The sequence below is a fragment of the Undibacterium sp. FW305-107 genome (assembly GCF_058788535.1).
Genome location: NZ_JBYTAV010000008.1, coordinates 1 through 21,679, shown reverse-complemented (window position 1 = coordinate 21,679; position 21,679 = coordinate 1). Strand labels below are relative to the sequence as shown.

Annotated in this window: 34 protein-coding genes and 3 tRNA genes; 31 read left to right on the top strand and 6 right to left on the bottom strand. The window is 50.5% G+C overall.

Annotated elements, in window-relative coordinates:
- Positions 1 to 229: 229 nt before the first annotated feature.
- Positions 230 to 415: a hypothetical protein gene (locus AC3WQT_RS17980; protein ID WP_492705717.1), complete on the bottom strand. Its 186-nt coding sequence runs from the start codon at positions 413 to 415 to the stop codon at positions 230 to 232.
- Positions 416 to 760: 345 nt separating this feature from the next.
- Entirely contained in the window at positions 761 to 988 is a 228-nt protein-coding gene (locus AC3WQT_RS17975; RefSeq protein ID WP_492705715.1) for a hypothetical protein, read from the bottom strand.
- A gap of 105 nt (positions 989 to 1,093) precedes the next feature.
- Here AC3WQT_RS17975 and AC3WQT_RS17970 point away from each other — a divergent pair, with 105 nt between their 5' ends.
- From AC3WQT_RS17970 to AC3WQT_RS17880, 19 genes are all read left to right on the top strand, one after another.
- Positions 1,094 to 1,855, top strand: coding sequence for a LexA family transcriptional regulator (locus AC3WQT_RS17970; RefSeq protein WP_492705714.1), 762 nt, complete (start codon positions 1,094 to 1,096; stop codon positions 1,853 to 1,855).
- A gap of 14 nt (positions 1,856 to 1,869) precedes the next feature.
- Complete coding sequence (locus AC3WQT_RS17965) at positions 1,870 to 2,343, top strand: hypothetical protein (RefSeq protein ID WP_492705712.1); 474 nt, start codon at positions 1,870 to 1,872, stop codon at positions 2,341 to 2,343.
- A 371-nt stretch (positions 2,344 to 2,714) separates the two neighbouring features.
- Complete coding sequence (locus AC3WQT_RS17960) at positions 2,715 to 3,152, top strand: hypothetical protein (RefSeq protein ID WP_492705710.1); 438 nt, start codon at positions 2,715 to 2,717, stop codon at positions 3,150 to 3,152.
- A 28-nt stretch (positions 3,153 to 3,180) separates the two neighbouring features.
- The gene (locus AC3WQT_RS17955) at positions 3,181 to 3,591 is read left to right on the top strand and encodes a helix-turn-helix domain-containing protein (protein WP_492705708.1); all 411 of its coding nucleotides are present in this window, start codon (positions 3,181 to 3,183) and stop codon (positions 3,589 to 3,591) included.
- A complete protein-coding gene (locus AC3WQT_RS17950) occupies positions 3,588 to 4,025 on the top strand; it encodes a DUF6941 family protein (protein ID WP_492705706.1) in 438 nt (145 codons plus the stop codon). Before AC3WQT_RS17955 ends, AC3WQT_RS17950 begins: the two co-directional genes overlap by 4 nt.
- Before the next feature lie 443 nt (positions 4,026 to 4,468).
- Positions 4,469 to 4,693: a hypothetical protein gene (locus AC3WQT_RS17945; RefSeq protein ID WP_492705704.1), complete on the top strand. Its 225-nt coding sequence runs from the start codon at positions 4,469 to 4,471 to the stop codon at positions 4,691 to 4,693.
- Between the two features lie 76 nt (positions 4,694 to 4,769).
- The gene (locus tag AC3WQT_RS17940; RefSeq protein WP_492705702.1) at positions 4,770 to 5,033 is read left to right on the top strand and encodes a hypothetical protein; all 264 of its coding nucleotides are present in this window, start codon (positions 4,770 to 4,772) and stop codon (positions 5,031 to 5,033) included.
- Between the two features lie 576 nt (positions 5,034 to 5,609).
- A complete protein-coding gene (locus AC3WQT_RS17935) occupies positions 5,610 to 5,930 on the top strand; it encodes an XkdD/Y8K6 family phage-associated protein (RefSeq protein ID WP_492705700.1) in 321 nt (106 codons plus the stop codon).
- Positions 5,931 to 6,375: 445 nt separating this feature from the next.
- Positions 6,376 to 7,389: a hypothetical protein gene (locus tag AC3WQT_RS17930; RefSeq protein WP_492705698.1), complete on the top strand. Its 1,014-nt coding sequence runs from the start codon at positions 6,376 to 6,378 to the stop codon at positions 7,387 to 7,389.
- Positions 7,386 to 8,018 carry a lambda exonuclease family protein gene (locus AC3WQT_RS17925; RefSeq protein WP_492705696.1) on the top strand — a complete coding sequence of 211 codons (633 nt, stop codon included), beginning with the start codon at positions 7,386 to 7,388 and terminating at the stop codon, positions 8,016 to 8,018. The genes AC3WQT_RS17930 and AC3WQT_RS17925 overlap by 4 nt, the downstream gene beginning before the upstream one ends.
- Complete coding sequence (locus tag AC3WQT_RS17920) at positions 8,015 to 9,247, top strand: hypothetical protein (RefSeq protein ID WP_492705694.1); 1,233 nt, start codon at positions 8,015 to 8,017, stop codon at positions 9,245 to 9,247. Before AC3WQT_RS17925 ends, AC3WQT_RS17920 begins: the two co-directional genes overlap by 4 nt.
- 33 nt (positions 9,248 to 9,280) lie before the next feature.
- Complete coding sequence (locus AC3WQT_RS17915; protein ID WP_492705692.1) at positions 9,281 to 9,547, top strand: KTSC domain-containing protein; 267 nt, start codon at positions 9,281 to 9,283, stop codon at positions 9,545 to 9,547.
- Positions 9,548 to 9,584: 37 nt separating this feature from the next.
- Positions 9,585 to 9,836 carry a hypothetical protein gene (locus AC3WQT_RS17910; protein WP_492705690.1) on the top strand — a complete coding sequence of 84 codons (252 nt, stop codon included), beginning with the start codon at positions 9,585 to 9,587 and terminating at the stop codon, positions 9,834 to 9,836.
- A complete protein-coding gene (locus AC3WQT_RS17905; RefSeq protein ID WP_492705688.1) occupies positions 9,833 to 10,534 on the top strand; it encodes a hypothetical protein in 702 nt (233 codons plus the stop codon). The genes AC3WQT_RS17910 and AC3WQT_RS17905 overlap by 4 nt, the downstream gene beginning before the upstream one ends.
- 398 nt (positions 10,535 to 10,932) lie before the next feature.
- On the top strand, positions 10,933 to 11,856 hold the full coding sequence (locus tag AC3WQT_RS17900; RefSeq protein ID WP_492705686.1) for a recombination-associated protein RdgC: 924 nt from the start codon (positions 10,933 to 10,935) through the stop codon (positions 11,854 to 11,856).
- A complete protein-coding gene (locus AC3WQT_RS17895; protein WP_492705684.1) occupies positions 11,853 to 12,302 on the top strand; it encodes a hypothetical protein in 450 nt (149 codons plus the stop codon). The genes AC3WQT_RS17900 and AC3WQT_RS17895 overlap by 4 nt, the downstream gene beginning before the upstream one ends.
- Positions 12,299 to 12,451, top strand: coding sequence for a hypothetical protein (locus AC3WQT_RS17890; RefSeq protein WP_492705682.1), 153 nt, complete (start codon positions 12,299 to 12,301; stop codon positions 12,449 to 12,451). The genes AC3WQT_RS17895 and AC3WQT_RS17890 overlap by 4 nt, the downstream gene beginning before the upstream one ends.
- Positions 12,448 to 12,756: a hypothetical protein gene (locus AC3WQT_RS17885; protein WP_492705680.1), complete on the top strand. Its 309-nt coding sequence runs from the start codon at positions 12,448 to 12,450 to the stop codon at positions 12,754 to 12,756. Before AC3WQT_RS17890 ends, AC3WQT_RS17885 begins: the two co-directional genes overlap by 4 nt.
- A complete protein-coding gene (locus AC3WQT_RS17880) occupies positions 12,753 to 14,558 on the top strand; it encodes a DNA cytosine methyltransferase (RefSeq protein ID WP_492705678.1) in 1,806 nt (601 codons plus the stop codon). The genes AC3WQT_RS17885 and AC3WQT_RS17880 overlap by 4 nt, the downstream gene beginning before the upstream one ends.
- 6 nt (positions 14,559 to 14,564) lie before the next feature.
- Here the strand turns inward: AC3WQT_RS17880 and AC3WQT_RS17875 are convergent, their stop codons facing one another.
- Positions 14,565 to 14,870 carry a hypothetical protein gene (locus tag AC3WQT_RS17875; protein ID WP_492705676.1) on the bottom strand — a complete coding sequence of 102 codons (306 nt, stop codon included), beginning with the start codon at positions 14,868 to 14,870 and terminating at the stop codon, positions 14,565 to 14,567.
- 38 nt (positions 14,871 to 14,908) lie between these two features.
- Here AC3WQT_RS17875 and AC3WQT_RS17870 point away from each other — a divergent pair, with 38 nt between their 5' ends.
- From AC3WQT_RS17870 to AC3WQT_RS17815, 12 genes are all read left to right on the top strand, one after another.
- Positions 14,909 to 15,358, top strand: a complete 450-nt coding sequence (locus tag AC3WQT_RS17870; protein WP_492705675.1) for a zinc-finger-containing protein — start codon at positions 14,909 to 14,911, stop codon at positions 15,356 to 15,358.
- On the top strand, positions 15,355 to 15,750 hold the full coding sequence (locus AC3WQT_RS17865; RefSeq protein ID WP_492705673.1) for an ASCH domain-containing protein: 396 nt from the start codon (positions 15,355 to 15,357) through the stop codon (positions 15,748 to 15,750). The genes AC3WQT_RS17870 and AC3WQT_RS17865 overlap by 4 nt, the downstream gene beginning before the upstream one ends.
- Before the next feature lie 170 nt (positions 15,751 to 15,920).
- A complete protein-coding gene (locus tag AC3WQT_RS17860) occupies positions 15,921 to 16,388 on the top strand; it encodes a J domain-containing protein (RefSeq protein WP_492705671.1) in 468 nt (155 codons plus the stop codon).
- Complete coding sequence (locus AC3WQT_RS17855; protein ID WP_492705669.1) at positions 16,385 to 16,954, top strand: hypothetical protein; 570 nt, start codon at positions 16,385 to 16,387, stop codon at positions 16,952 to 16,954. Before AC3WQT_RS17860 ends, AC3WQT_RS17855 begins: the two co-directional genes overlap by 4 nt.
- Positions 16,951 to 17,943, top strand: a complete 993-nt coding sequence (locus AC3WQT_RS17850; protein ID WP_492705668.1) for a phage Gp37/Gp68 family protein — start codon at positions 16,951 to 16,953, stop codon at positions 17,941 to 17,943. The genes AC3WQT_RS17855 and AC3WQT_RS17850 overlap by 4 nt, the downstream gene beginning before the upstream one ends.
- Positions 17,944 to 17,948: 5 nt before the next feature.
- Positions 17,949 to 18,221: a hypothetical protein gene (locus AC3WQT_RS17845; protein WP_492705666.1), complete on the top strand. Its 273-nt coding sequence runs from the start codon at positions 17,949 to 17,951 to the stop codon at positions 18,219 to 18,221.
- Positions 18,222 to 18,244: 23 nt separating this feature from the next.
- Positions 18,245 to 18,409 carry a hypothetical protein gene (locus AC3WQT_RS17840; RefSeq protein ID WP_492705664.1) on the top strand — a complete coding sequence of 55 codons (165 nt, stop codon included), beginning with the start codon at positions 18,245 to 18,247 and terminating at the stop codon, positions 18,407 to 18,409.
- 3 nt (positions 18,410 to 18,412) lie between these two features.
- Entirely contained in the window at positions 18,413 to 18,688 is a 276-nt protein-coding gene (locus AC3WQT_RS17835; protein ID WP_492705662.1) for a hypothetical protein, read from the top strand.
- Positions 18,678 to 19,484, top strand: a complete 807-nt coding sequence (locus AC3WQT_RS17830) for a hypothetical protein (RefSeq protein ID WP_492705661.1) — start codon at positions 18,678 to 18,680, stop codon at positions 19,482 to 19,484. The genes AC3WQT_RS17835 and AC3WQT_RS17830 overlap by 11 nt, the downstream gene beginning before the upstream one ends.
- Positions 19,469 to 19,819 carry a hypothetical protein gene (locus tag AC3WQT_RS17825; protein WP_492705659.1) on the top strand — a complete coding sequence of 117 codons (351 nt, stop codon included), beginning with the start codon at positions 19,469 to 19,471 and terminating at the stop codon, positions 19,817 to 19,819. Before AC3WQT_RS17830 ends, AC3WQT_RS17825 begins: the two co-directional genes overlap by 16 nt.
- Positions 19,820 to 19,821: 2 nt before the next feature.
- A complete protein-coding gene (locus AC3WQT_RS17820) occupies positions 19,822 to 20,031 on the top strand; it encodes a DUF4224 domain-containing protein (protein WP_492705657.1) in 210 nt (69 codons plus the stop codon).
- Positions 20,032 to 20,034: 3 nt separating this feature from the next.
- Complete coding sequence (locus AC3WQT_RS17815; protein ID WP_492705655.1) at positions 20,035 to 21,063, top strand: tyrosine-type recombinase/integrase; 1,029 nt, start codon at positions 20,035 to 20,037, stop codon at positions 21,061 to 21,063.
- A gap of 77 nt (positions 21,064 to 21,140) precedes the next feature.
- On the opposite strand, the gene AC3WQT_RS17810 is transcribed toward AC3WQT_RS17815, so the two are convergent.
- The 3 genes from AC3WQT_RS17810 to AC3WQT_RS17800 all read right to left on the bottom strand — a co-directional run bounded on the left by AC3WQT_RS17810 (position 21,141) and on the right by AC3WQT_RS17800 (position 21,568).
- Positions 21,141 to 21,233 (bottom strand) — tRNA-Leu (locus AC3WQT_RS17810).
- Positions 21,234 to 21,309: 76 nt separating this feature from the next.
- Positions 21,310 to 21,383 (bottom strand) — tRNA-Cys (locus AC3WQT_RS17805).
- A gap of 109 nt (positions 21,384 to 21,492) precedes the next feature.
- Positions 21,493 to 21,568: transfer RNA gene (locus AC3WQT_RS17800), tRNA-Gly, on the bottom strand.
- Between the last annotated feature and the right edge of the window lie 111 nt (positions 21,569 to 21,679).

The following is a 21,679-nucleotide window of genomic DNA, read 5'->3' as shown; positions in this document are numbered from 1 at the left end:
TTGGCCGCTGCCATTGCGGCAGCGACTTCCTTTACAGAACCGGCGGGCAGTTACCGTATTGATAGGCGATTTTGATTGATTGCGGATGTGTTGCTCATCCGTTTTTGCGGGGGATTGATACATCATCATTTCCCCTTGAAGAAGTCGCGAACTGCACGCAGGCGGCGAATGACCAGGATCTTTGTCCAGATCAATTCAAGCCGCAAGCGCTCAAGAAAAGTTGGTCCGGTCATGGTTCCGCCTTTACCAACGTATCAATTGCTTCACGCAGGTGACGTGTAGCGACAACCAGTCGGCTATTGCATTCCTCTGCTCTGGCCGTGCCACGCGCACCGCTTTTTTCTTTATCTGCTTCTCGCCAGTTTTTTGCCATTACAAGCACCCTTTCTTTTTTCTGGTCTATTTTTTCGATCATTGCTTTCTTTCGTATGTCCCATCGTTACTCGGCCTTTTTGTCAAAGACGCATGTTCCGATTTGGAAACATGGCCTTGTTCAGTGCCAAACTTGGTCTTTCAGTACGACGGCGCGTTCGAATAAGATTCGCACTACTCACCCACTTGTTTGCCAGGGTGCGCAACATGCGGGATTGAGGCACGTCAGACGCTTTACATTGATTTTGAAAGCTCAAGTATTCGTCAGCGTTCAGCAGGGTTTTTACGACAATGGTTCGCGAGTTCATAGTTTTTCCTAGTGTTAGTGTTTCAGGTGGGGTGATAAAAGACGGTCAAGCAACGGAGAGTCACATTGGATTGATCTCCATCAGTTCTGGTCAGTTGTAGGGCGGGTCAACAGTTGATCCGTTGTGACCTCATCTGGGAATTTTTCGGCAATGAGCTTCGAATAACTGGTTTCGCCAGTCCATTCAGTGCGTGGGAATCTCTTGTTTGCAACCCATTTTTGGATTGCTTGTGGTGACAAACTTAGAAAGTCTGCCAGCGCTGTTTGGCTGCCGAAAAGTCGAACGGCCTTGTCTATACCGTGTTCCATGTTATTGCCCTAAGTTCATTACAACCGCAGGTTACAACAAAAACACAATAACTACAACTTTAAATTGCAGTGACAGAATCAACCAATGGTTGTAAAGTGGTTTTCATGAATACAATTGCATCTAGGCTTGCTCATTTTTTAGAGCTGAAGAATGGCGGGAACCAGTCCGATCTGGCTCGCTTTTGCGGAGTCTCGCCCCAAGCGGTTCAAAAGTGGATATCTGGTGACAGCGAACCACGGGGGAAAAATCTTGCAAAAATTGCTGATTTTTTTAATGTGGCTCCTGCATTACTGCAATATGGTGACGACTACCTTAAAGAACTCAGCGCTGAATCAATGAAGATTAGCCCGCAGTTGGCAGGTAGAATTTCTGACGTTCCGGTTCATGTTGGAAGTGAGTCGGATCAGGATCTTCGAGAGTCACGGAACGTGCTCTCTTCGGAAGATGCTCAGACCGTCGAAATTAAAAGGGTGAAATTAAAGTTGTCTGCCGGCATAAATAAAATACAAATCGAACACTGTATCGAAATCGGTGAGCCTGTTTCATATACAAAGGAGTGGTTGCAACGTCGAGGACTATTCGCTGAGGATCTTCTTGCCTTGGAAGTTACCGGAGAAAGCATGAGCCCAGGGATGCAGTCTGGGGACGTTGTTGTCATAAACATGTCGGAGAAAATACCAAAGCACAACAAGATATTTGCTGTTAACTTCGATGGCCAAGCTGTAATCAAGAGGATGATGTTTAAGAATAAAAACTGGTTTCTTTATTCAGACAATCCTGACCAGGAGCAATATTCTCCACACCACTGCAAGAGTGGCGAATGCATACCAATTGGTCTCGTTGTCGATTTGCGCAGGGAATTTTGATTGGTGCTTAGCTCATGAAGAATAAGACAATTGCGTTGACTGTTGCTTCAGTGAGCGTAGTGGCAGCAGCAGTTCTTTTCGTAAAATATGATGAATGGATTGTAATTCCAAAGTATCGAGCAGTTATCAGCGCGGACCTCAAAGACCCGGACAGCACGCAGTTTCGCAATGAAAAGCTCATCCCTGGGGGATGGCTATGTGGCGAATTAAATTCCCAAAATGGCTTGGGCTCCTTTGTAGGCTTCAAGAAGTATGTTGTCAGCACGAACGGAGAAGCATATCTTGAAGACCAAGGGTATGTCGGCAAAAAAGAGCTTTCGACTGAAAAAATCGTCGCCGGCCTAGATGAGAAAGTAAAATTTCTCAAAGAGATGAATAGCCTGAATGCGTCAACTGGCCTGGCCCTGAAAATCTCTGACTCCGAGATCGAAGCTGCAGTAAATCAACGGAAGTTCAAAAAGTTATGGGCAGATATCTGCGGCACTTAATCAGCATTGGCTTGATATTTCTATCTTGCACAACGATTGTAGAAGCTAAGATACCCCGCTCGAAAGCAGCAGTCGCAGAGTTCAAGAGGCAAAACCCCTGCCCGTCGACCGGCCTGCGCAAGGGAAAGTGCCCAGGCTACCAGGTTGATCATGTTGCACCGTTGAAATGTGCTGGTGCAGACAGACCACAGAACATGCAGTGGCTTAGCGTCACTGACCATAAAGAGAAAACTAAGCGGGAAGCTAAGTGGTGCAAAAACAACCCATAAAAATATAGTAAAACTTAGTCAAGAAATTTGAGTAATATCTTGTAACGACAATTTTTGAACTTTTTGATCAAATTTGATCAAATCTATACCTAGCGTGATATATTGAACGCATTATTTGTAGATGAATCCGCTAAGGCTGACTTGCTTAAGATAGCGGAAGTTTTTGGTCAGGGGGACGCTGATTATCTAGATGCTTTTATTGAGCAGGTTAGCTCGTCCGAAGAGGCAAAGTGGAAACTGACCGATTGGATTGGCGAGCATCGCCCCCCTCCGATAAATATCAAAGCAATTCAATGTTTCCAAAGAGATGGGATCAATGTTTATCGGTTCAGACCATTAGTAAGAACCATTTATGAGTACCGGATTATCTACGCTTTTGATAGTGAATACAAAGATTATTATGTACTAGCAATTGTCAGAAAGCCGCCAGAAGACCCCATACAACGAAAAAATTACGATTATTACAATTATGAGCAAGACCATGCTACTTCGCTGCGAATCCGTGCCGACTACGAGGAACTTGGTATTCCAAAGTACTAATAATATCCCTCAAACATCGACATCAGAGATGCCCTTTATTTCGGCGATTGTTCATCCCAAACCATATGTTTCGCCGAGAACAAGAAAAAAATCTCATCAGGCAGAAGTTCATTTTAAGGAGCTTATTGATACTTCGTACAGGAAGAGGATGGAAGCTGCAAGAAAATTACTTGCGGACGATTTATTGGAAATTGAATCTGAGTCGTTGGCAACACTGCGACTAAAAAAAGGTTTATCCCAATCTCAGCTTGCAATGAAATTAAACACGAGTCAATCCCACATTGCGAAAATAGAAGCGGGCAATCTCGACCTGAAGTGGGGAACTGTGACAAAGCTGGCTGATGTTTTAGGTGTCACACTTGATCAAATTAGGCCGTTCATAAAAATTGCACCAAAAACTGAACCATCCACTGGACACAACGCATTCAATCAATTATGACTAGTTATGCAATAACTCACTTTTGTGACGATATCCGCCATGAAATTGGCAACAAATTTTCGTTGATGGGTATTTACGGGAATGACTTATATTTAACTGAGATGCCGTTAGTGTTACCGAAAATTTGTGCTTCAATTGTTTTTGGAGCTCCAATCGACTCCCCCCCGAAAACCGTTGCGATCAGAATAATGTGGGAAGACAATGTGGTTTCTGAAACAATCCCTTCAGAGGAATGGCTTCAGCAAAGTTACAGTGCATCTGCTGCAATCAAAGAAAAAACAAATGCGGATGTAAGTTCAGCGTTACTTTGTATCAACATGGTGGTTTCGCCACTCGTGGTCGAGAAAGAAGGATTGCTGCAAACAGTAGTTGTCGCAGATGGGGCTGAAATCTCTGCCGGAAAACTTTGGATTAGAGTCGCTCCGGCAACTTAATATATTCACGGCAATAAAAACCGACTTCGGCCGCTTTTTATTGTCTATTGCCAGCGGTGACTAGGATTGACAAAGCATACAGCCACCCCCACTCCTGCGGCCGTGCAGGCCGGCCCTTCCCTCTCGTATCTATCGACTAGGTAGACTGATCCCAGTACCATAGCTACCGGCACTATCACAACCAAAACCGCGCCAATCAATTTCTTTAAAACTTCCATTTGATCCTCTCTAGACGTCCTGGCACCACTGCCAGCGCACATCAATTATCCTTCACCACCTGGACAAAACAGCATCGAATAAACAGCCGTTTTTGGGCTATTTAGTTACAACTTAAAATTTAATTTTATTTTTTTTCGACATTTCTACAACTTTCAGTTGCAATATGTTTTATTGTAACTTATAGTTGTAATCATTCGAAGCAAACAAGCAAATCAGGAGCAACGATGAATATACAGACACCCTTCAACTTGCCAGTCGGCCAGTTCGCGCAACCATCGATGGAAACGAAAGCGCTTGTCATCAACGGCCAAAACCTGGTGGACGCATTTGCTGATTGCGACTTGGAACAGTGCGACAAGCTGGCCGCAATGTTGGATCAAGGACGTTACGAATCCTTTGGTCGCGCCATGTTCAATCTGATGCGCGACTGGTCAGAACAAGGCAACTAAAAGGAGCTATGAAATGCACTCAACGAACTTACAAGTTTTGGGCAATTGCCTTTTTAACCCAACAAACAGCCAATGCATGGGCATTGCTTACGGTTGGGCAGAGCCAGCCAAATACGATGCAAATGGCCTGATCTCGAATCCTGAAGCGTTGCAACCTTCACCTGAAGCAGTCTCAAACGCAAAGCTGTGGGCAGCCGCACCAGCCTTGCTGGAGTTCTACAAGGCAGCAACCAGTATGAGCAACACGATCGGCCACGAAAATGCAACTGCCGAGGATGAGAACAAAGCAGAGGCTCGTTATGACGCAGCTCTCAAGGCGGCTACAGCAGCACTCAAATAGTAAAACAGGTGATCAGCATGAAGGCTTACGGGATGTCCCCAAAAGATCACAAAAATTGCTCACACGGCTGCTGCGCGGGCAATTACGTGAAATTGTCAGGCTGTGATAGCAGAGGCATCAAGCACAGAAGGAAAACGGCAAGGCAACGGCAGAAAAGAGAAGTTGCACAACGCTTGTCGGAAATATAAGCGGCAATAAAACAAAACCGGCTTCACCCGCCTTAGCCAGCGGAGCTCCTGATGTACGAGGCCGGTTCTGTTTTGAGCTTGTCTCGCCTACAGGGTGACTCTCACCCACCCTGCCGCCTTCCGTGGTCGATAAATCGGACTGGACGTTCTCGCCAGCGAAGTTTTAAAGGAGAGCCAACAGGAGAGCCGACAGGCTGCATTTGGTCGAGCAAAGATGCAGAGCCAAAGCCGTACATACGGCACCGCACATAGTTTGACGGATCCCCTGTTGGTAAATGAAAGACCCAAGCGTGAAGTGCACAAATTGCCGGGTGGTGCCGGTTGCCGCAAACAGAAGCGCCCTTGGTGATTGTTCACCAACACCCAATTTAACCAGGAGATCAGCAGCATGAATACAGCAGATCAGTTTCAAGTAGTGGCGCACACGCCGGGACCGTGGGAAGCGATAGATAGATTGGTTCGCTCTCCTATGGTTCAGCCAGAGGGCTCAGGGAGACTTCGCGGCGCAATGCTGGCCGAATGCTTTGATGGCTTCGGAGTGCGATTTGGCAGTGAAACTTACGCCAACGCAAAACTGATCGCTGCTGCGCCTGAACTGCTTGCCGCACTGCAAGAACTGATCAACGAAGCCCAGCCACTCGGCATTGATCGCGTAACCTACAAAGCTGCCGTCGCTGCAATTGACAAGGCCACAGGAGCGCCGAAATGAGAGCCGTTCAAATTTACAAGCATGAGCAAGTCCAAGACTCAGAAACGAAGAAATGGACAAATGTAATCAGTCCCGATTGTCTCGCCGTTTCTCATGGATTTGGCGTTGACTTCGAAGAATTTGAAACTGGTGCCGTCAGTTACTCAACTGTAATTTGTGAGCTTTCCGACGGGAGCATAAGAAACGTCCCGGTGCAGTTGGTCAAGTTTATCACTCCGATGGTGCCAACATGACCCGCGCACGCCCTCTTCGCGCATTCCGCCACTGGCGCAGGGCCGGCTTCAGTATCAGGAACGCGCTCTACCTGACAGTGAAATGGGGTTGCCCAGCATGGTACTGATCAAGAACATCCTCTTTTACAGGAGCTTTGGGTATAGCTGGCGGACAGCTTGGCGCAAGGCACGCAATACGATTTAAACGATTTTCATATTATCTGGAGCAACAAATGTCTGATGTGATTGAAATGCAGCGCCGTGAAACTGCTGGCCTAGTAGCTGGTGAAGTGCATCGCTTTTCTCTCGCCGAAATCCGCGAGCGGGTGGTCCTAGTTCAAGAAGTGATGCGCGGCATCATGAAGAAGGACACGCACTATGGAACGATTCCTGGCACACCTAAGCCAACGCTTTACAAGCCAGGCGCTGAAGTCCTCTGCGTGACATTTCGCATTGCTCAGGAATATCAAATCGTTGATCTGAGTACCGACCTGATTGCCAGGTTCCGGGTGACTTGCGTTGGCAAGCATCAAGTTTCAAGCCTTGTTTTGGGCGAAGGCGTAGGCGAATGCTCATCAGGCGAAGAAAAATACAAGTGGCGCGCTGCTGTGAACACTGAAGAATACAACTACGTTCCCGAATCCATGCGCCGTTTGAAATTCTACAGAAATGGAAGTAAAGCATCCCAAATTCGGACGGAGGCTGCTGATTTGTCAAATACGATCCTGAAAATGGCCTGCAAGCGTGCAATGATCGCTATGACGCTCAACGTTACCGCTGCGTCTGACATCTTCACTCAGGATATTGAAGACTTGCCTGAAGAGTTGCGCACTCAAGAGCCTGGTGAGCCACTAATCTCAGAGCTGGCTCACAAATGGGTAGCTGAAGCAAATGCTGCCAGCACAGCAGAAGCGCTCGCAGAAATTTGGAAAGCAGGCGTCAAGGCAATCAATGACGCAAAAGATGTGTCTGCCTCAACCGTGTTTAAAGATGCAGTCACTGCACGTGGCGCCGTATTGAAGGCTGCAACAAAAGCTGCATCCACTCAAAAAACTGTTGACCAGCCAATTGAAAAACCCGCCCTGCCCGAGGGCATGGATGGCCTGATCGCGGACATTGAAGCTGCTGCAGATGGCGGCACTGACGCATTCGAACAAGCTTGGGGCACATTGTCCAAAGCTACGCAGGAAATGCTGGCAGCCTACAAGGATGACTTCGTGGCGCGCGCAGCAAAGGTTGGTCCATGAGCGCACAACAAAAGACCGAAGCATGGCTGATGGAGCGCCTTGGTCATATAACAGGCTCTCGCTTTCATGAAGCCACTGTACGCGATCGCACTGGAAAGAAATATTTACTTTCGCGCGAGACAGTCATTACTGAAGTAACACTGGAGCTGATCACCGGCAAGCCAGGGCCAATGTGGACAAGCAAGGCGACGACTTGGGGCAACGTGCACGAGCCGTATGCGCGCATGGCGTATGAAGCAGCGACTGGGGTCATGTGTGAGGAAGTCGGTTTCATTACACATCCACAGCACTTTCAAATTGGCGTGTCGCCGGACGGACTGATAGGAACAGATGGCGGCTATGAATCCAAGTGCCCTTACACGGCAGCCGTCCACATGCAAACGTTGTTGCGTGGCATGCCAGACGAACACATGGCCCAGTGCCAGGGTGGCATGTGGTGCACTGGCCGTGACTGGTGGGATTTTGTCAGTTACCACCCTGCTTTCCCACCTGGCATGCAGTTGTACGTCGAACGCATACCCAGAAATCAGAAGTTTATCGACGTGATGCAAGAGTCGGTTTTAGACGCAGTCGCAGAAATAAACCTGAATGTCAGATCGTTACTTGAAAAATACGGAGTTACACAATGACAACTGAAGCCATTGCACCAGAGCGTGCATTAACAGTACCACAACGAGCTGCTGCTGCCCTGAATAGTGCGCAGCACCGCATCCAGTTGGCTGAACTCATTCAACAGTCCAAAACAATTGTTGCTGTGACCAATGATGATGGCCGCGAGCAAGCTCATGCCGCTGCCATGAAGCTACGGAGCACCAGGACTGCTATTGAGAAAGTGGGCAAGACTGCACGTGAAGATGCAACGGCATTCAGTAAGGCTGTCATCGCTGAAGAGAATGCGTTAATCGCATTGATCAAACCAGAAGAGACTCGCGTGCTGACCTTGCGGGACGAATGGGACGCCAAAATCGAAGCAGAAAAGCAAGCAAAGGTTGTTGCTGAACGTGCCAGGGTCGCTGCAATTCAAGCCCGTATTGAAGAATTCCGTAAAGTGCCTGTTTTAATGGCCGGCCAATCATCAGCAACGATTTTACAAGCGATTGAAGGCGTGCAAATGCCAATTGAAAATGACCTGTTTGGCGAATTCTTGGAGCATGCATCGTCTGTTCGTGCGGAAGTCTTGCAACAACTGACCGCCATGGCGGAGCGACAAGATCAACTTGAGGCTGAGCAGAAAGCCGCACGCAAAGAAGCTGAATTGCAGCGTGTAGCACAAGCTACAGAGGTTGCCCGCATTCAGGCTGAGCGCGCAGAACTTGAGAAACTACGCGCCGAGCAAGCTGCGCGAGACCTGGCCGCACGACAAGAAATTCAGCGCCAACAAGCAGAACTCGCAGAGAAAGCTGCTGAAATTGAACGCAAAGCCAAGGCCGAACAGGACGAGCGCGACCAAATCGCTATGGCAGAGGCCAAGAAACTTAGTGATGCTCAGGCAGCATTGAATGCACAGATGGAGGAAATGCAACGCATCTCAAAAAGCATTCTGGAAGAGAAGGCTGCACTGGAACAAGCACAGGTGCAGCAAGAGGCCGACGTAGTTGCCGGAGTTCTCTCTTTTGAACAACCTGTCAGCCCGGTAGGCCCGGGCTCGACCACTGAATCCCCTGCCCTGCGCATGGGACAAATTACCGAGCGGCTAGGTTTCGCAATCACGGCTGACTTTCTACGCAAGTTGGGCTTTGAACCTGCTGGGAAAGATCGTTCTGCGATCTTGTACAACGAGCGCGACTGGCAATCAATCTGCGCAGCATTGATCCGACACATCAGCAACGTACGCAATTTGCACGAGCAAGCAGCATAAACACCAACTAACCCAACAACTATTGGAGCTGTCATGAACACAGAAACACAGGCATTGCCGGAAATTACTCTGTCCCCAGTTATTTCATCCCAACTGGCCGCAATAGGTCACTGCCCTGCAACAAACCGCCTGGCTATCCAGTTTAAGGGCAAGGGCGATCAGCCTGGCAGTGTCTATCACTACAGCGATTTTGACGCTGCAGCGTTCGAGGCATTCCGCATGGCTGAGTCTCAGGGCTCGTATTTCAAAAAGTTCATCAAGCCATTCGATGACCGTTTTCCATTCGTAAAAATCAGCTAAGCCAACTCGACGAACAGATCAATTAGGGCAGACCAAAATGAGCAGACATACATCCGCAAGCCTGGCAAAGGCAAGCGCACAACTCCAAGCAGCATGTGACAAGTTCAATCAAGCACATCCAGTAGGCACGAATGTCAACGTGCTGCTGGATGGCGGTGAGCTCCGTCAGACAGTAACGACTAGCGAGGCACAGGTGCTCAGTGGCCATAGTGCAGTCATCTGGCTGGAAGGCGTAAGGGGTTGCTACATGTTGGACCGCGTTACCCCAATGACAGGAGCAGTAGGATGAGCGCTGCATGCACCAAAGAGCGGTTCTTACGAGACATCGCCTTACATGTAATGAATGTGATTCGTGATGACGGGGTGAACCGGCATGTCCGCTTCAAGCAGCCTGACAGTACCAACATGTATTTCGATCTGGTCACCTGGCCGGGCTTCCTGTGCTACAGCGGCGATATGGGTACATTTGTGTTCCAACGCACGCACGACATGTTTGGATTCTTCCGCAACGGCGGGCGTCTAGACGCCATCGATCACACCTACTGGGCGGAAAAGGTCGAGGCTGCCGATCGCGATGGAGTGCGCAAGTTCAGTCATGCAAAGTTTCAGGCGATGGTGCGCTCTTGGGTAGATGAGATCGAAGAGAGCGAAAAGCCGGACACCGAGGACGCAGACGCAGTTACCAAGCACGCCGCTGCCTATGCTGAGTTGCGAGCTGCGGTCGAGTCCGAAGTTGCTGGCGCGGATGATAACTCGACGCGCTGCTACGACGCGGCGACCGACTTCCGCCACAACGGCGATGCTTGGCAAGAATTCCACGGCCTAAATGCTGAGTTCGAATTTTCCGACGTGTGGGACGGATTCGACTTCGCGACCAAGGAATACACATTCCGCTTCCTATGGTGCTGCTTTGCGTTGGCGTGGGGAATTCAACAATACGACGCTGCAAAAGAGGCGTCAAAACGTGACGAACCGGTGACGATATGAACGCACTGCAACGAAACTTAAACAGGGCAACAGCTCGCCAACTGGCCGAAGAAGTATATGAGGCAAGCCTCCCGAGAGGGCTGTCTCTGCGCAGCGGCACGCTGTACTACAAGTGCCCAAGTTGTGGAGGTGATAGTGAGTGGTACGGCACGCCAGAGGACTTCGAGCACCCTGATGTTCCCAAGGCTTGTGGCGGGACGCAATGGTGCATCCCATGAACGGCCCGAGAATCGTTTGCTGCGCATGCGGTAAAGAGTGCGGGATTTTCAGCCCGTTCTGCAAGGCATGCCAAAAGGAATTGCAGGGCAACGATGCTCCCGTGCCTGACACCAAGAAACCAACACCGGATGAACTTGAGAAAGCCGGTCAAACAAGACTGATCCCATAAGGAAAATGATATGTGGTTCAAAAACATACAGGTATTTAGACTAACGCAACCGTGGACGGTCAATGCCGACGAGCTGCACGCTCAACTGGCAAAGATTCAGTTTTCGCAAGTAGCGTCGAACGAAATGCAAAGCCAAGGCTGGGATACACCACGCAGCAATGATCAACTTGTGCATGCCGTCAATAAGCAATTCCTGCTGTGCCTGGCAACCGAGAAAAAACTGCTGCCCTCTTCCGTCATCAACCAGGTGACCAAAGCACGCGCACTGGAAATAGAAGACGAGCAAGGCTTCGCCCCCGGTCGTAAGCAGATGAAAGAGATCAAAGAGCGCATCACAGAAGAATTGCTGCCCCGCGCATTCGGCGTCAAATCTCGCACCATGGTCTGGATTGACCCGGTTAATCGCTGGCTGGTGATCGACTCGTCAAGCCCGACCAAGGCTGATGAGGTGGTCAAGTTCCTGCTGAAGTGTTGCGACAAGCTGCCGCTCGAAGGTCTGCGCACGCAAGTGTCACCACAGTCTGCGATGACCGGCTGGCTGGCAGCCAACGAAGCGCCCAAGGGCTTCACGATTGACCAGGACACTGAGCTCAAGTCTTCGACTGAAGACAAAGCTACCGTACGCTATGTCCGCTACACACTGGAAGCCGACGATACGCAAAAGCATATCAGCGCGGGCAAGCAGTGCACCAAGCTGGCGATGACCTGGGACGACAAGATCAGCTTTGTTCTGACCGATACCCTGGCGATAAAGCGCGTCAAGCCGCTGGATGTGCTGGAAGAAGGCAAGGACAAGGGCAGCAATCAGGATGAGCGCTACGACGCTGACTTTGTGCTGATGACAGCAGAACTGGCCAGTTTGCTCACTGACATCGTGTTTGCCTTGGGTGGTGAGTTGGCTAGCCAAAATGCGGCGAAAGGCGGCTCAGCATGAAGATGGCAAAAGCATCAGAAAGGGACATCGAGGCTGCGGGTAATTTCATGTCGATTCTCGACCAAATCGACCGGGACGATTATCCAGTCATTAATGACGATGAAGTGGCGCAAGACCATTTTGATCCAGATGACTATGACCACCTGCGCCACTTCTACAACCTCATTAAATTAAGTCTGGACTGCGCGCCGAATTGGCATGGTCGGGTAATTGGCGGCATGTGCTACGTGATTCTGTACGACAAAAATGAAATTGTTGATCCAGCGTCAGATGTTTTGGAGTTGCATCCACGGTTTCAGAAGATGTCTGACGAACGGGACACGGCCTTGGATTTGCTGAAGGAAGTTTTAAGCAAATGCGAGCAAGGCGATTTGTCCCCGACGCTTGGCCATGGCATCGATTTGATCGACCGCATCCGTTCTTTTGTACCAGGAGATTCAACTTGATCATAAGCAAAGAGCGCATCAAGCGCGAATACAACCACATTTCCAAGCATGAGCCGCCAGACCAAGCGGCGCAATGGACCGCCGAAAAACTCGGCATCCCGTTGGCAACAGTAAAACAAACGATTCAAGAACAGGAGCAGCCAGCATGAGAGCCATTACATTTGGTGCCGGTACGACAGGCACAGCAGCACCAGAGAAATACACATTTGCCAAGGCGTCAGCAACGGCAACCTTTGTATCGCAAAACAAGCTACTCGACACGGTCACAAAAGCTGCAGAACTGCGTAACGATGCGGGCCTGGCTCGTCTGCTCGAAGTGGCACCTCCAGTCATAAGCAAAATCAGGCATAAGCGCTTGTCCGTAGGCGCAACGCTGGCAATCTCGATTACTGAGGTTACTAACCTGTCTATCGCCGATATCACAGCCATTCTGGCAGGCCAGGTGGCTGCATGATTATCGAGAAAGACATCAAGCATTTCCACTTCTGCTGTGGCCTTGGTGGCGGCAAGAAGGGCTTCAACAAAGCCAGGCCGCGAGTCGGCAATATGGTCGGCAAGTTGCGCTGCATTGGTGGCGTGGACGTTGACCCGGCAGCAATTCGCGACTTTGACAAAATGGGCGATGGCAGACCGGGCACAGTTATGGATCTGTTCACGCGTGGCCAGTATACCGCCTTCCATGGCAAAGAACCCGCTTCAACCTGGAACGAGGTGACGCCGGCCGATATCCGCCGCGCGGCTGGTAACGAAAGCCCGAACATCGTTTTCATCAGTAGCCCTTGTAAAGGCGCGTCTGGTCTGTTGAGTGAAAAACTCAGCCAGACTGCCAAGTACCAGGCACTGAACGAATTGACATTGCGCTGCATCTGGCTGATGGCCGAAGCCTGGCAGGATGACCCGGTGGAGCTGATCGTATTTGAAAACGTGCCGCGCCTGGCCACCCGTGGCCGTCACTTGCTTGACCAGATCAATCAGTTGCTGCAACGGTATGGCTATGCAGTGAACGAGACTACGCACGACTGTGGTGAACTTGGCGGCCTGGCTCAATCACGCAAGCGCTTCTTGTTGGTTGCTCGTCACATGGAAAAAGTTCCACCGTTCCTTTACGAGCCAGAGAAAAAGCGCTTGGCAGCCGTTGGCGATGTTCTTGGCCGCATGCCCATGCCAGGTGATTTGGCTGGTGGACCAATGCACCGCATACCTCGCCTGCAGTGGAAAACGTGGGTACGCCTGGCGTTTGTAGAAGCCGGTAGCGACTGGCGCAGCTTGAACAAACTTGCAGTCAATGATGGGCACCTGAGCGATTACCTGATTGTGCCTGAGTATCGCTCTGGATACCTTGGCGTACAAAACTGGTCTGATACTTCGGGCACGGTCTGCGGGAAATCAAATGCGACAAATGGCGCGTTCTCAATTGCTGACCCTCGGATGGTGACCACTGCCGAATACAGCCAGTACGGTGTGCTGCCATGGACAGACTCAACAGGCGTTATCAGCGCTCAATCCGCCCCTGGTGGCGGCAAGTACTCTGTTGCCGATCCGCGCATGCCTCAGAAAGCCAATCGCCAAAACGGCATGTACAGGGTTGTGAAGTGGGACGGCCAGTCTGGATCGGTTACAGGCGCTTGCCACGTCGCAGGCGCAGCGATGTCAGTAGCAGACCCGCGCCGCGCCGGGCCATCGTTTGGCAAGTATGCGGTTACAAAGTTTGATGAGCCTGCCGGTACCGTGATCGCTGGCAGCACAACTGGCCAAGGTGCATTTGCCGTGGCAGACCCGCGCACAAGCATGAATCGCAAGAGCGGCGATGCATATCTGACAGGTGGACATTATGGCGTTGTGCCTTGGGATGCACAGACCGGTGCGGTTAGCGCATCGGCCAATTTGGACAATGGCCGCTGGTCGGTAGCTGATCCTCGCATCGCCACCCTGCCCGCCATGGATGAAAAGACGATTGCAATTATTCAATCGCTTGATGGCACCTGGCACCGGCCGTTCACGACCCTGGAATTGGCAGCCCTGCAAAGCCTGGTTGAGCCTGAAGAGTACTTGGAACTGGATGGCTTGTCTGACAGTGCCTGGCGCGAGCGCATCGGGAATGCAGTGCCACCAGCAGCGGCTGAAGCAATTGCCGAAGTCATGGGCACTACCCTACTTCTGGCTTGGTCAGGTGAAACGTTTGTACTGTCGGCTATGCCAATTTGGGTACAACCGGTGGCAATCGCAATTTCACTTGCACAGTCGGATACCCAATGAATTCTATTACATCACTCTGTCCAGCGTGCATTCGGTAAAAGGTTTAGAAAATGGGTAATCAAGGTCACGTTGCCCAGGTGCGGAACCAGAGCGCAGGCCCATAAATTGAGCCAGACCTATCCTGCACAAGTGCTCGTCAGACATGTTTGCAACATCAAAGTACTCCGGATTAGGCGGCTTCGGCCCAACGAACACGAAGGTCTGAACATTTGAAGCAGTACCAATTTGAACAAACACTGAGCGAGACAGCCCTTCTTGAGAGTTCCAGACCTGTCCTTGCAAATTTACTGTTTTGAAATTAAAGCCGGTCATAAGAACCTAAGAATTGTAGTTAACATTTATACATTAACATGAGCCACGATAAAACACCATGGAATCCATCCAAGAAGGCCACGGCCAGGGTAAAAAATCCTCTGCTTGCCCCTGAGAAATGCCCACATTGCCAGAGCAATGATATCAAGGTTGCCCACCACGATGAGATTTACGGCAAGGCTTACGGGGAATGGCCTTGGGCTTACCTGTGTACAGGGTGTCGCGCGTATGTTGGCATGCATCCATTTACCAATATTCCTCTGGGGACGCTGGCAGACGAACCACTAAGGAAGGCGCGCAACGCCTGCAAACAGCCGTTCGAAGTGCTGTACCAGTCGAAGAAATTGACCCGAGACGAAGCGTATGAACGCTTGGCTGCGCACTTCGGCATACCCAAGGAGGAATGCCATTTCGGCTGGTTCAACATCGAACAATGCGAACGCGCCCGGGCTTGGGCAGTTGCGCAACTGAGGGGTAAAGCAGCATGAAAGCACTTTCTATCCGGCAGCCCTGGGCCTGGCTCATTGTCAACGGCCACAAGGACATTGAAAACAGATCATGGCCAACCAAGTTTCGTGGCGAGTTCCTCATTCATGCCAGCAAGGGAATGACAAAGGTTGAATATAAGGACGTGGCGGACTTCATTGAAAACTACGGAATGGACATTCAGCTTCCACCAATGGCTGATTTGTTGCGTGGCGGCATCGTTGGTGTAGCTGAGCTGATTGATTGCACTGACGATTCAACCTCTGAATGGTTCTTTGGCGACTTCGGCTTTGTCTTGAAAAATGCGCACCCTGTTGAATTTCAGCCATTGCTGGGCAAATTGGGCTTTTTCGATATGCCTTTCGGATATCAACCAAAATTTATAACAACATGATTACAGCTTACCCACTAACTTGGCCAACTGGCTGGCCGCGCACACAGCCCACGTTCCAGAAAGAAGGCCGGTTCGGTACTCGCAAGGTGCGTTCCGGTTCATCTTATGCCAGGTCTGAAGACATAACCGTTTCAGATGCAGTTTTCCGTGTGCTAGCGGAGTTGGAGCGCATGGGCATCCATCGCGACGATATCGTCATCAGCACCAACATCAAGCTCCGGCTGGATGGCCTGCCAAGGGGCAACGAGCGGGAGCCTTACGACAATGGTGCAGCCGTGTATTGGGAAACCCGTGCTGGTGCCCGACGGGTTATGGCAATCGACCAGTACACCTCGGTGGCAAACAACCTGGCTGCGATCGCTGCCACGCTGGATGCTATGCGAGCAATCGAACGGCATGGCGGCGCACAGATCCTTGACCGAGCTTTTACAGGCTTCACTGCCCTTCCTGCTCCAAGTGCGACACGGTCTTGGCGTGAAGTGCTCCAGTTTCCACCCGGTTGGAAAGTAGATCAGATTGATCTCAAGAACCAATATCGCAGCCTGGCCAGTAAATGCCATCCAGACAAAGGTGGTAGCGACAAGGCCATGGCTGAACTGAACGTTGCGTACGAAGAAGCGAAGAAGGAGATTTTATGAGCACTGAAACAAAAATGATATTGGACACATCACCAGAGGCCGCAAGTCTACAAACAGTGACTGGCTGGGTGTCCCGCAGCGGTTCATTTTTTGGTGACAACGAGCGTGCCGCTCGATATGACGGCTCAACACATAGGGAATGTGGCTGCGGTCAGGTCACTGAAAAGCACTACACCCGATGCGAGAATTGTCGCAAAAAACTGGAGCTAGATAGATTTCTTGCCAAGGATCGCAAGGCCTGGGACGGCACAGCCATGTTGTATTCCGACTCGCACGATAAATACTTCAGCGACATGGATGAAGTTCTAGATTATTGCGACGACAACGAATCCCAACTGCATGAACTGCGTTTGGTCATATGTGAACCTCTGTACGCGCCGATGCTTGATATCGATTCACACTGCGAGAGTGAGCTTTGTGAGGACGACCAGGCTCCAAAAGAACTTCGCGAAGCCGCAGCCTTGTTCAATAAGGCAATCGAGGCATACGGTAAGCCATTGTCCTGGATGCCCGGCAAGTATGCGCTTGACCTCAACAGTGTCGCAACGGCGGCAGCAAAATCATGAGCGAGAACACCAAAATTGAATGGTGCGATCACACTTTCAACCCTTGGGAGGGTTGCCAGAAGGTTGGCCCAGGCTGTGACCATTGTTATGCCGAAGTGCGTAATGCACGGTTCTCTGGTGGCCAAGCGATCAACTGGGGTCCTGGTGCGCCACGTCGCCGTACCAGTCCTGCCAACTGGCACAAACCACTGGCATGGAACGCAAACCATACTGCATTCTTTGCTGAGCATGGTCGCCGCCAGCGCGTGTTTTGCGCCAGCCTGGCCGACGTGTTTGACAACCAGATTGATCCGCAATGGCGCGCGGACCTTGCCGACCTGATCCAAGGCACACCGAACCTTGATTGGCTACTGTTGACCAAGCGCATTGGTAACGCTGACGCAATGCTGGTTGACATGTTTCTTGACGGTGCGCCAGACAACCTGATCTTGGGCGTGACCATCGTCAACCAGATCGAAGCAAATCGCGATATTCCAAAGTTGCTGAGTACCGCAGTCAGTCGTCGCTTTTTGAGCATGGAACCTCTGCTAGAACCTGTTGATCTGGGATGCATCGACGCAGGTATTTTTGCAGCGAAAATCAATGTGCTGACAGGCATGTGGAAATGGGAAAACGGACCTAGGCGAAAAGAGTCACCGGCAATTGACTGGATAATCGTAGGTGGCGAGTCAGGCCCAGGTGCCAGGCCTATGAACCCATATTGGGCTCGAAGTGTGCGTGATCAGTGCGTCGCGACTGGTGTGCCATTCTTGTTCAAGCAATGGGGAGAATGGATCCCTTACGAATTCTCTGCCCAAGCGCCTTTCTTTCAATCACAGCATGGCCAAGAGATTGACGGGCACTTATTGCCAGACTTCGAAAGCGATGAAGGTCAAGGCCAAAAAGAGTGGCGTCGAGATTGGGCAAACGACATTTTGGTGCGCCGCGTTGGCAAGAAAGCCGCTGGCCGCAAGCTTGATGGCGTTGAGCACAATGGATTCCCGGAGTAATTAGCATGAACAACAAATACATCGTGATGCTGTCTGGATCAGAAGAACTGATATTTGTCTTCCCCGAAAGTATTGCTCATAACCACATGGCCGAAGCCGTTTGCCAAGTTCGTCAGGGTATTGGTGAACGTTGGACGAAACCACATTTCAATGCGAAGCCAATATCAGCCGGCTTCGTGTCCAATGCAGGAATTTGCTACGGCAAGAGCGAATCTCTGAAATTGGAATCGCGATTGGGAACCGATACGATGTTGTTAAACATTGGTCTGTATAAATAGACCAGAACACAGAAGGTAACAATATGTCAAACAGCAATATGAAAATTCCAGTCAGCAAAATGCTCTTACAACCAGGCTCAATTGGCGTCTACAAGGACGGTGACAATTTCTGCGCAAGGCTCAGTCTCGATTCATTTGTCGCCTTTTACGCAGAAGCGAAAGCAGGCCACATCGAAGGCAACGGATAAGAAATGACTCAAGCACTTCAACACCTTATCGCTGAGGCGCGTGCCATCGCTTCAAATGACGATGCTGTGCTGTTTAAAGGTCGTTACTGGGTCACTGATGGTGGTCGTGCTTGTCCGTTGCAATGGGACGATTGCGGGCAACCAGTGTTTAAAGACCGCTCAAGCGACATATACGACTATGGCGAAGAAGGTGGACCTGGAGATCATGAATGCAAACATCACTGTCCGCACAGTGGCCAAAAACCACCCTATTTTCAAGTGAATAATTATGACAACTAGTATTGATACACCACAGTTCCCAAGTACCGGCAATCCGTTCTTAGACGAAATACTAACAATTATCTATGCAGAGCGCTTTGAGCCACGCGACCGCCTGCAGCGGATCGCCTCAAAGATCAACATGCGGCCAGAGCAATTGCCAGTGGCATGGGTTCGCAAGCATCCGGATGGCGAACTGACGACAGAATACTTAAGTAACGGCTCAATTGAAGACGTGCGTAAGCGTTCCGGTGCGTGGGTGCCCCTCTACCCTCCCTCCTGCAAGACTGCCACCGTAACCGACACCAAGGTTCAGATGCTTATTGGCCAAGGCGCAGATCAGGTCGGCATAGTCATGCGCAAAGGTGACGAGCATGCTGTCACTATGAGCGGAAACGTGAACTGGTACCCGGTCAATAAAGACAGCCCAAGCAAGCTGGATCTGCAACGGCCAGTTGTTCCGTTTGAAATGCCGGATAGTCTGGCCAATGCTATCACCGAGGCCAAAGAGCAAGGCCAGCGTATTGCCATGCATGACGGCCACTCTGTGTTTTTCTCCTGCGATGGAGATTCTGAACTGCCCGGGCATGAGGTGGATTTGAATTGCCCGTATTGCGGTGGAAGCGGTCACAAAGACGACGTTCCACCAATTGAAAATATGCATAAACTTGGCGAAGAGAGATACGACTGGGTAGCCAAGAGCATCGATAACGCTGAGTTCGCATATAACCGGCTCCTGTCTGGCGACACCAAAGAACAACTCGATGCGAGCATAGATTTAGAAATCGCAAAGGAGGCACCGTGCGAAGAGAGCTAGCAGAGCGTTACAGCCAGGTCGCCCAAGTACTGACTGACAAGTGGCTCTACATTGAAGACATCATGACGGAGCTGCAGACATCACAGAACTACACTCGCAAGCTGATAGGCGACCTTGTGTTTTCAGGCCACGTGCTGCAGCGCCCTATCCCGAATGGCCGTGGCAGATTCAAAACACAGTTTAGCTGGCACAGTGGCAAGCCAGCGCCGACGATGTACACCAGGCAGTTCACACCGCCGCAGGTAGATATTCGCCGCACAGATCCGCTGATGATCGCACTGTATGGCGTCGGGCCAGGTAAACGTGACGTCACTAATGCCAGGATAGGAGGTTGAAAATGGGAATGTTTTTGAGTGCAGATGAAATTGCCACACTCACTGGTAGAAAGGTAAAAAGCAAACAAATCGAGGCGCTGCGCGCAATGGGGTTGGTCTATAGAGTAAATGCGACTGGCCACCCTGTTGTTACCGTCGCAGCAGTAGAAGGACAAAAAAACGCACCACCGGAAGTAAAAAAATGGGTGCCAAATGTGATGAAGGCAGCATAAGAAATGGGCAGAAAGCCAAGCAAAAATAAAAATCTACCGAAGGGCATGCGCGCCAGGCATCGCCCTTCCGGCACGCATTACTACGTGGACACAGGCGCAACTCCGCGCAAAGAAATTCCTCTGGGCAAGGATTACGTGCTGGCGGTCCAAAAGTGGGCGGAACTCACCAAAGCGAATGAGTCGGCCAGCCAATTGATCACGTTCAGATATGCCGCAGAGGGGTACATTCGTGACCGCCTGCCAGCAAAGGCCCCTCGGACACAAAAAGACAACTTGCATGAATTGTCTTGGCTTTATAAATTTTTTGACAGTCCACCATCACCACTTGAGCAGATCGATCCAATTCACGTGCGGCAATATCTCGACTGGCGGGTGAAGGCACAAGTGCGGGCGAACCGCGAAAAGGCGCTTTTCTCGGCAATTTGGAACTACGCTAGGGAAAAAGGCCTAACAAATCGGGAAAATCCGTGCAAGGGAGTCAAGGGCTACAAAGAAAAGGGTCGCGACATCTACATTGATGATGAACTTTTGGCGTTGGTTTATAAGTTTGCAGAGCTACCGTTGCAGAATGCCCTTGATCTTGCATATTTGACCGGACAGCGCCCCGCTGACGTGCTGAAATTACGCCGTTCTGACATCAAGGATGGGGCATTGTGGGTAAAACAGAATAAGGGAGGCGCAAAGCTGCGCGTCAACATTGAAGGCATGTTGGACCGTGTTCTGCAAAGTATTAGCACTGCCAAGGTGACGAGTCTGAAATTATTGAACAACGTGAAAGGGGAACCTCTGACAAAGTATATGCTTCGCGGTGCATTTGACCGCGCCAGGGCCGCAGCAATTGCAGCACATCCTGAGATTGCCAAGGAAATCAAGGCATTCCAATTCCGTGACTTGCGTGCAAAAGCGGGGACGGATAAAGAAGAAAGCCAGGGAATGAATGCCGCGCAAGCACAATTAGGCCATACCACTCCGACAATGACGGCCCACTATGTTCGCCATAGAAAAGGCAAACTTGTGAACCCGACAAAATAATTTTGCGGAACTCTGCTTATTTTGCGGAACTCAGAGCTTGAGAAATGTTAGTGAATACTATCAAGAAAATGTAAGTGTGGTGCCCGAGGCCGGAATCGAACCGGCACGCCCGCTATTAACGAAGCGGCGGATTTTAAGTCCGATGTGTCTACCAGTTTCACCACTCGGGCCCACTACTACAACCTGCTTAGCGAAACGCTAAGTCGGGTTCTGGAAAAAAAGCGCTCTAAAAGCGCTTTTTGTATTTGGAGGCGGGGGTCGGGATCGAACCGGCGTCTACGGCTTTGCAGGCCGCTGCATAACCACTTTGCTACCCCGCCAGGGGTGCTATCTCTGCATATCGTCTAGTATGATTTTATCACGCTTGATGATTGCTGAAATGCGGTGCAACTTGAACAAAAAAGGGAAGCCTTGCTTCCCTTCAGAATCTGGAGCGGGAGAAGAGTCTCGAACTCTCGACCTCAACCTTGGCAAGGTTGCGCTCTACCAACTGAGCTACTCCCGCAGATGTACTGCTGATACTTCAGGTACTACGCCATTTTGGAGCGGGAGAAGAGTCTCGAACTCTCGACCTCAACCTTGGCAAGGTTGCGCTCTACCAACTGAGCTACTCCCG

Coding starts and splice junctions, on each gene's coding strand:
- AC3WQT_RS17965 (WP_492705712.1), top strand. CDS start 1,870: ATGAAGAATAAGACAATTGCGTTGACTGTTGCTTCAGTGAGCGTAGTG.
- AC3WQT_RS17910 (WP_492705690.1), top strand. CDS start 9,585: ATGAGCAGACATACATCCGCAAGCCTGGCAAAGGCAAGCGCACAACTC.
- AC3WQT_RS17895 (WP_492705684.1), top strand. CDS start 11,853: ATGAAGATGGCAAAAGCATCAGAAAGGGACATCGAGGCTGCGGGTAAT.
- AC3WQT_RS17865 (WP_492705673.1), top strand. CDS start 15,355: ATGAAAGCACTTTCTATCCGGCAGCCCTGGGCCTGGCTCATTGTCAAC.
- AC3WQT_RS17905 (WP_492705688.1), top strand. CDS start 9,833: ATGAGCGCTGCATGCACCAAAGAGCGGTTCTTACGAGACATCGCCTTA.
- AC3WQT_RS17840 (WP_492705664.1), top strand. CDS start 18,245: ATGTCAAACAGCAATATGAAAATTCCAGTCAGCAAAATGCTCTTACAA.
- AC3WQT_RS17885 (WP_492705680.1), top strand. CDS start 12,448: ATGAGAGCCATTACATTTGGTGCCGGTACGACAGGCACAGCAGCACCA.
- AC3WQT_RS17930 (WP_492705698.1), top strand. CDS start 6,376: ATGTCTGATGTGATTGAAATGCAGCGCCGTGAAACTGCTGGCCTAGTA.
- AC3WQT_RS17920 (WP_492705694.1), top strand. CDS start 8,015: ATGACAACTGAAGCCATTGCACCAGAGCGTGCATTAACAGTACCACAA.
- AC3WQT_RS17835 (WP_492705662.1), top strand. CDS start 18,413: ATGACTCAAGCACTTCAACACCTTATCGCTGAGGCGCGTGCCATCGCT.
- AC3WQT_RS17925 (WP_492705696.1), top strand. CDS start 7,386: ATGAGCGCACAACAAAAGACCGAAGCATGGCTGATGGAGCGCCTTGGT.
- AC3WQT_RS17875 (WP_492705676.1), bottom strand. CDS start 14,870: ATGACCGGCTTTAATTTCAAAACAGTAAATTTGCAAGGACAGGTCTGG.
- AC3WQT_RS17970 (WP_492705714.1), top strand. CDS start 1,094: ATGAATACAATTGCATCTAGGCTTGCTCATTTTTTAGAGCTGAAGAAT.
- AC3WQT_RS17950 (WP_492705706.1), top strand. CDS start 3,588: ATGACTAGTTATGCAATAACTCACTTTTGTGACGATATCCGCCATGAA.
- AC3WQT_RS17830 (WP_492705661.1), top strand. CDS start 18,678: ATGACAACTAGTATTGATACACCACAGTTCCCAAGTACCGGCAATCCG.
- AC3WQT_RS17915 (WP_492705692.1), top strand. CDS start 9,281: ATGAACACAGAAACACAGGCATTGCCGGAAATTACTCTGTCCCCAGTT.
- AC3WQT_RS17870 (WP_492705675.1), top strand. CDS start 14,909: ATGAGCCACGATAAAACACCATGGAATCCATCCAAGAAGGCCACGGCC.
- AC3WQT_RS17975 (WP_492705715.1), bottom strand. CDS start 988: ATGGAACACGGTATAGACAAGGCCGTTCGACTTTTCGGCAGCCAAACA.
- AC3WQT_RS17820 (WP_492705657.1), top strand. CDS start 19,822: ATGGGAATGTTTTTGAGTGCAGATGAAATTGCCACACTCACTGGTAGA.
- AC3WQT_RS17855 (WP_492705669.1), top strand. CDS start 16,385: ATGAGCACTGAAACAAAAATGATATTGGACACATCACCAGAGGCCGCA.
- AC3WQT_RS17880 (WP_492705678.1), top strand. CDS start 12,753: ATGATTATCGAGAAAGACATCAAGCATTTCCACTTCTGCTGTGGCCTT.
- AC3WQT_RS17845 (WP_492705666.1), top strand. CDS start 17,949: ATGAACAACAAATACATCGTGATGCTGTCTGGATCAGAAGAACTGATA.
- AC3WQT_RS17935 (WP_492705700.1), top strand. CDS start 5,610: ATGAATACAGCAGATCAGTTTCAAGTAGTGGCGCACACGCCGGGACCG.
- AC3WQT_RS17940 (WP_492705702.1), top strand. CDS start 4,770: ATGGGCATTGCTTACGGTTGGGCAGAGCCAGCCAAATACGATGCAAAT.
- AC3WQT_RS17945 (WP_492705704.1), top strand. CDS start 4,469: ATGAATATACAGACACCCTTCAACTTGCCAGTCGGCCAGTTCGCGCAA.
- AC3WQT_RS17980 (WP_492705717.1), bottom strand. CDS start 415: ATGATCGAAAAAATAGACCAGAAAAAAGAAAGGGTGCTTGTAATGGCA.
- AC3WQT_RS17850 (WP_492705668.1), top strand. CDS start 16,951: ATGAGCGAGAACACCAAAATTGAATGGTGCGATCACACTTTCAACCCT.
- AC3WQT_RS17815 (WP_492705655.1), top strand. CDS start 20,035: ATGGGCAGAAAGCCAAGCAAAAATAAAAATCTACCGAAGGGCATGCGC.
- AC3WQT_RS17860 (WP_492705671.1), top strand. CDS start 15,921: ATGGGCATCCATCGCGACGATATCGTCATCAGCACCAACATCAAGCTC.
- AC3WQT_RS17955 (WP_492705708.1), top strand. CDS start 3,181: ATGCCCTTTATTTCGGCGATTGTTCATCCCAAACCATATGTTTCGCCG.
- AC3WQT_RS17900 (WP_492705686.1), top strand. CDS start 10,933: ATGTGGTTCAAAAACATACAGGTATTTAGACTAACGCAACCGTGGACG.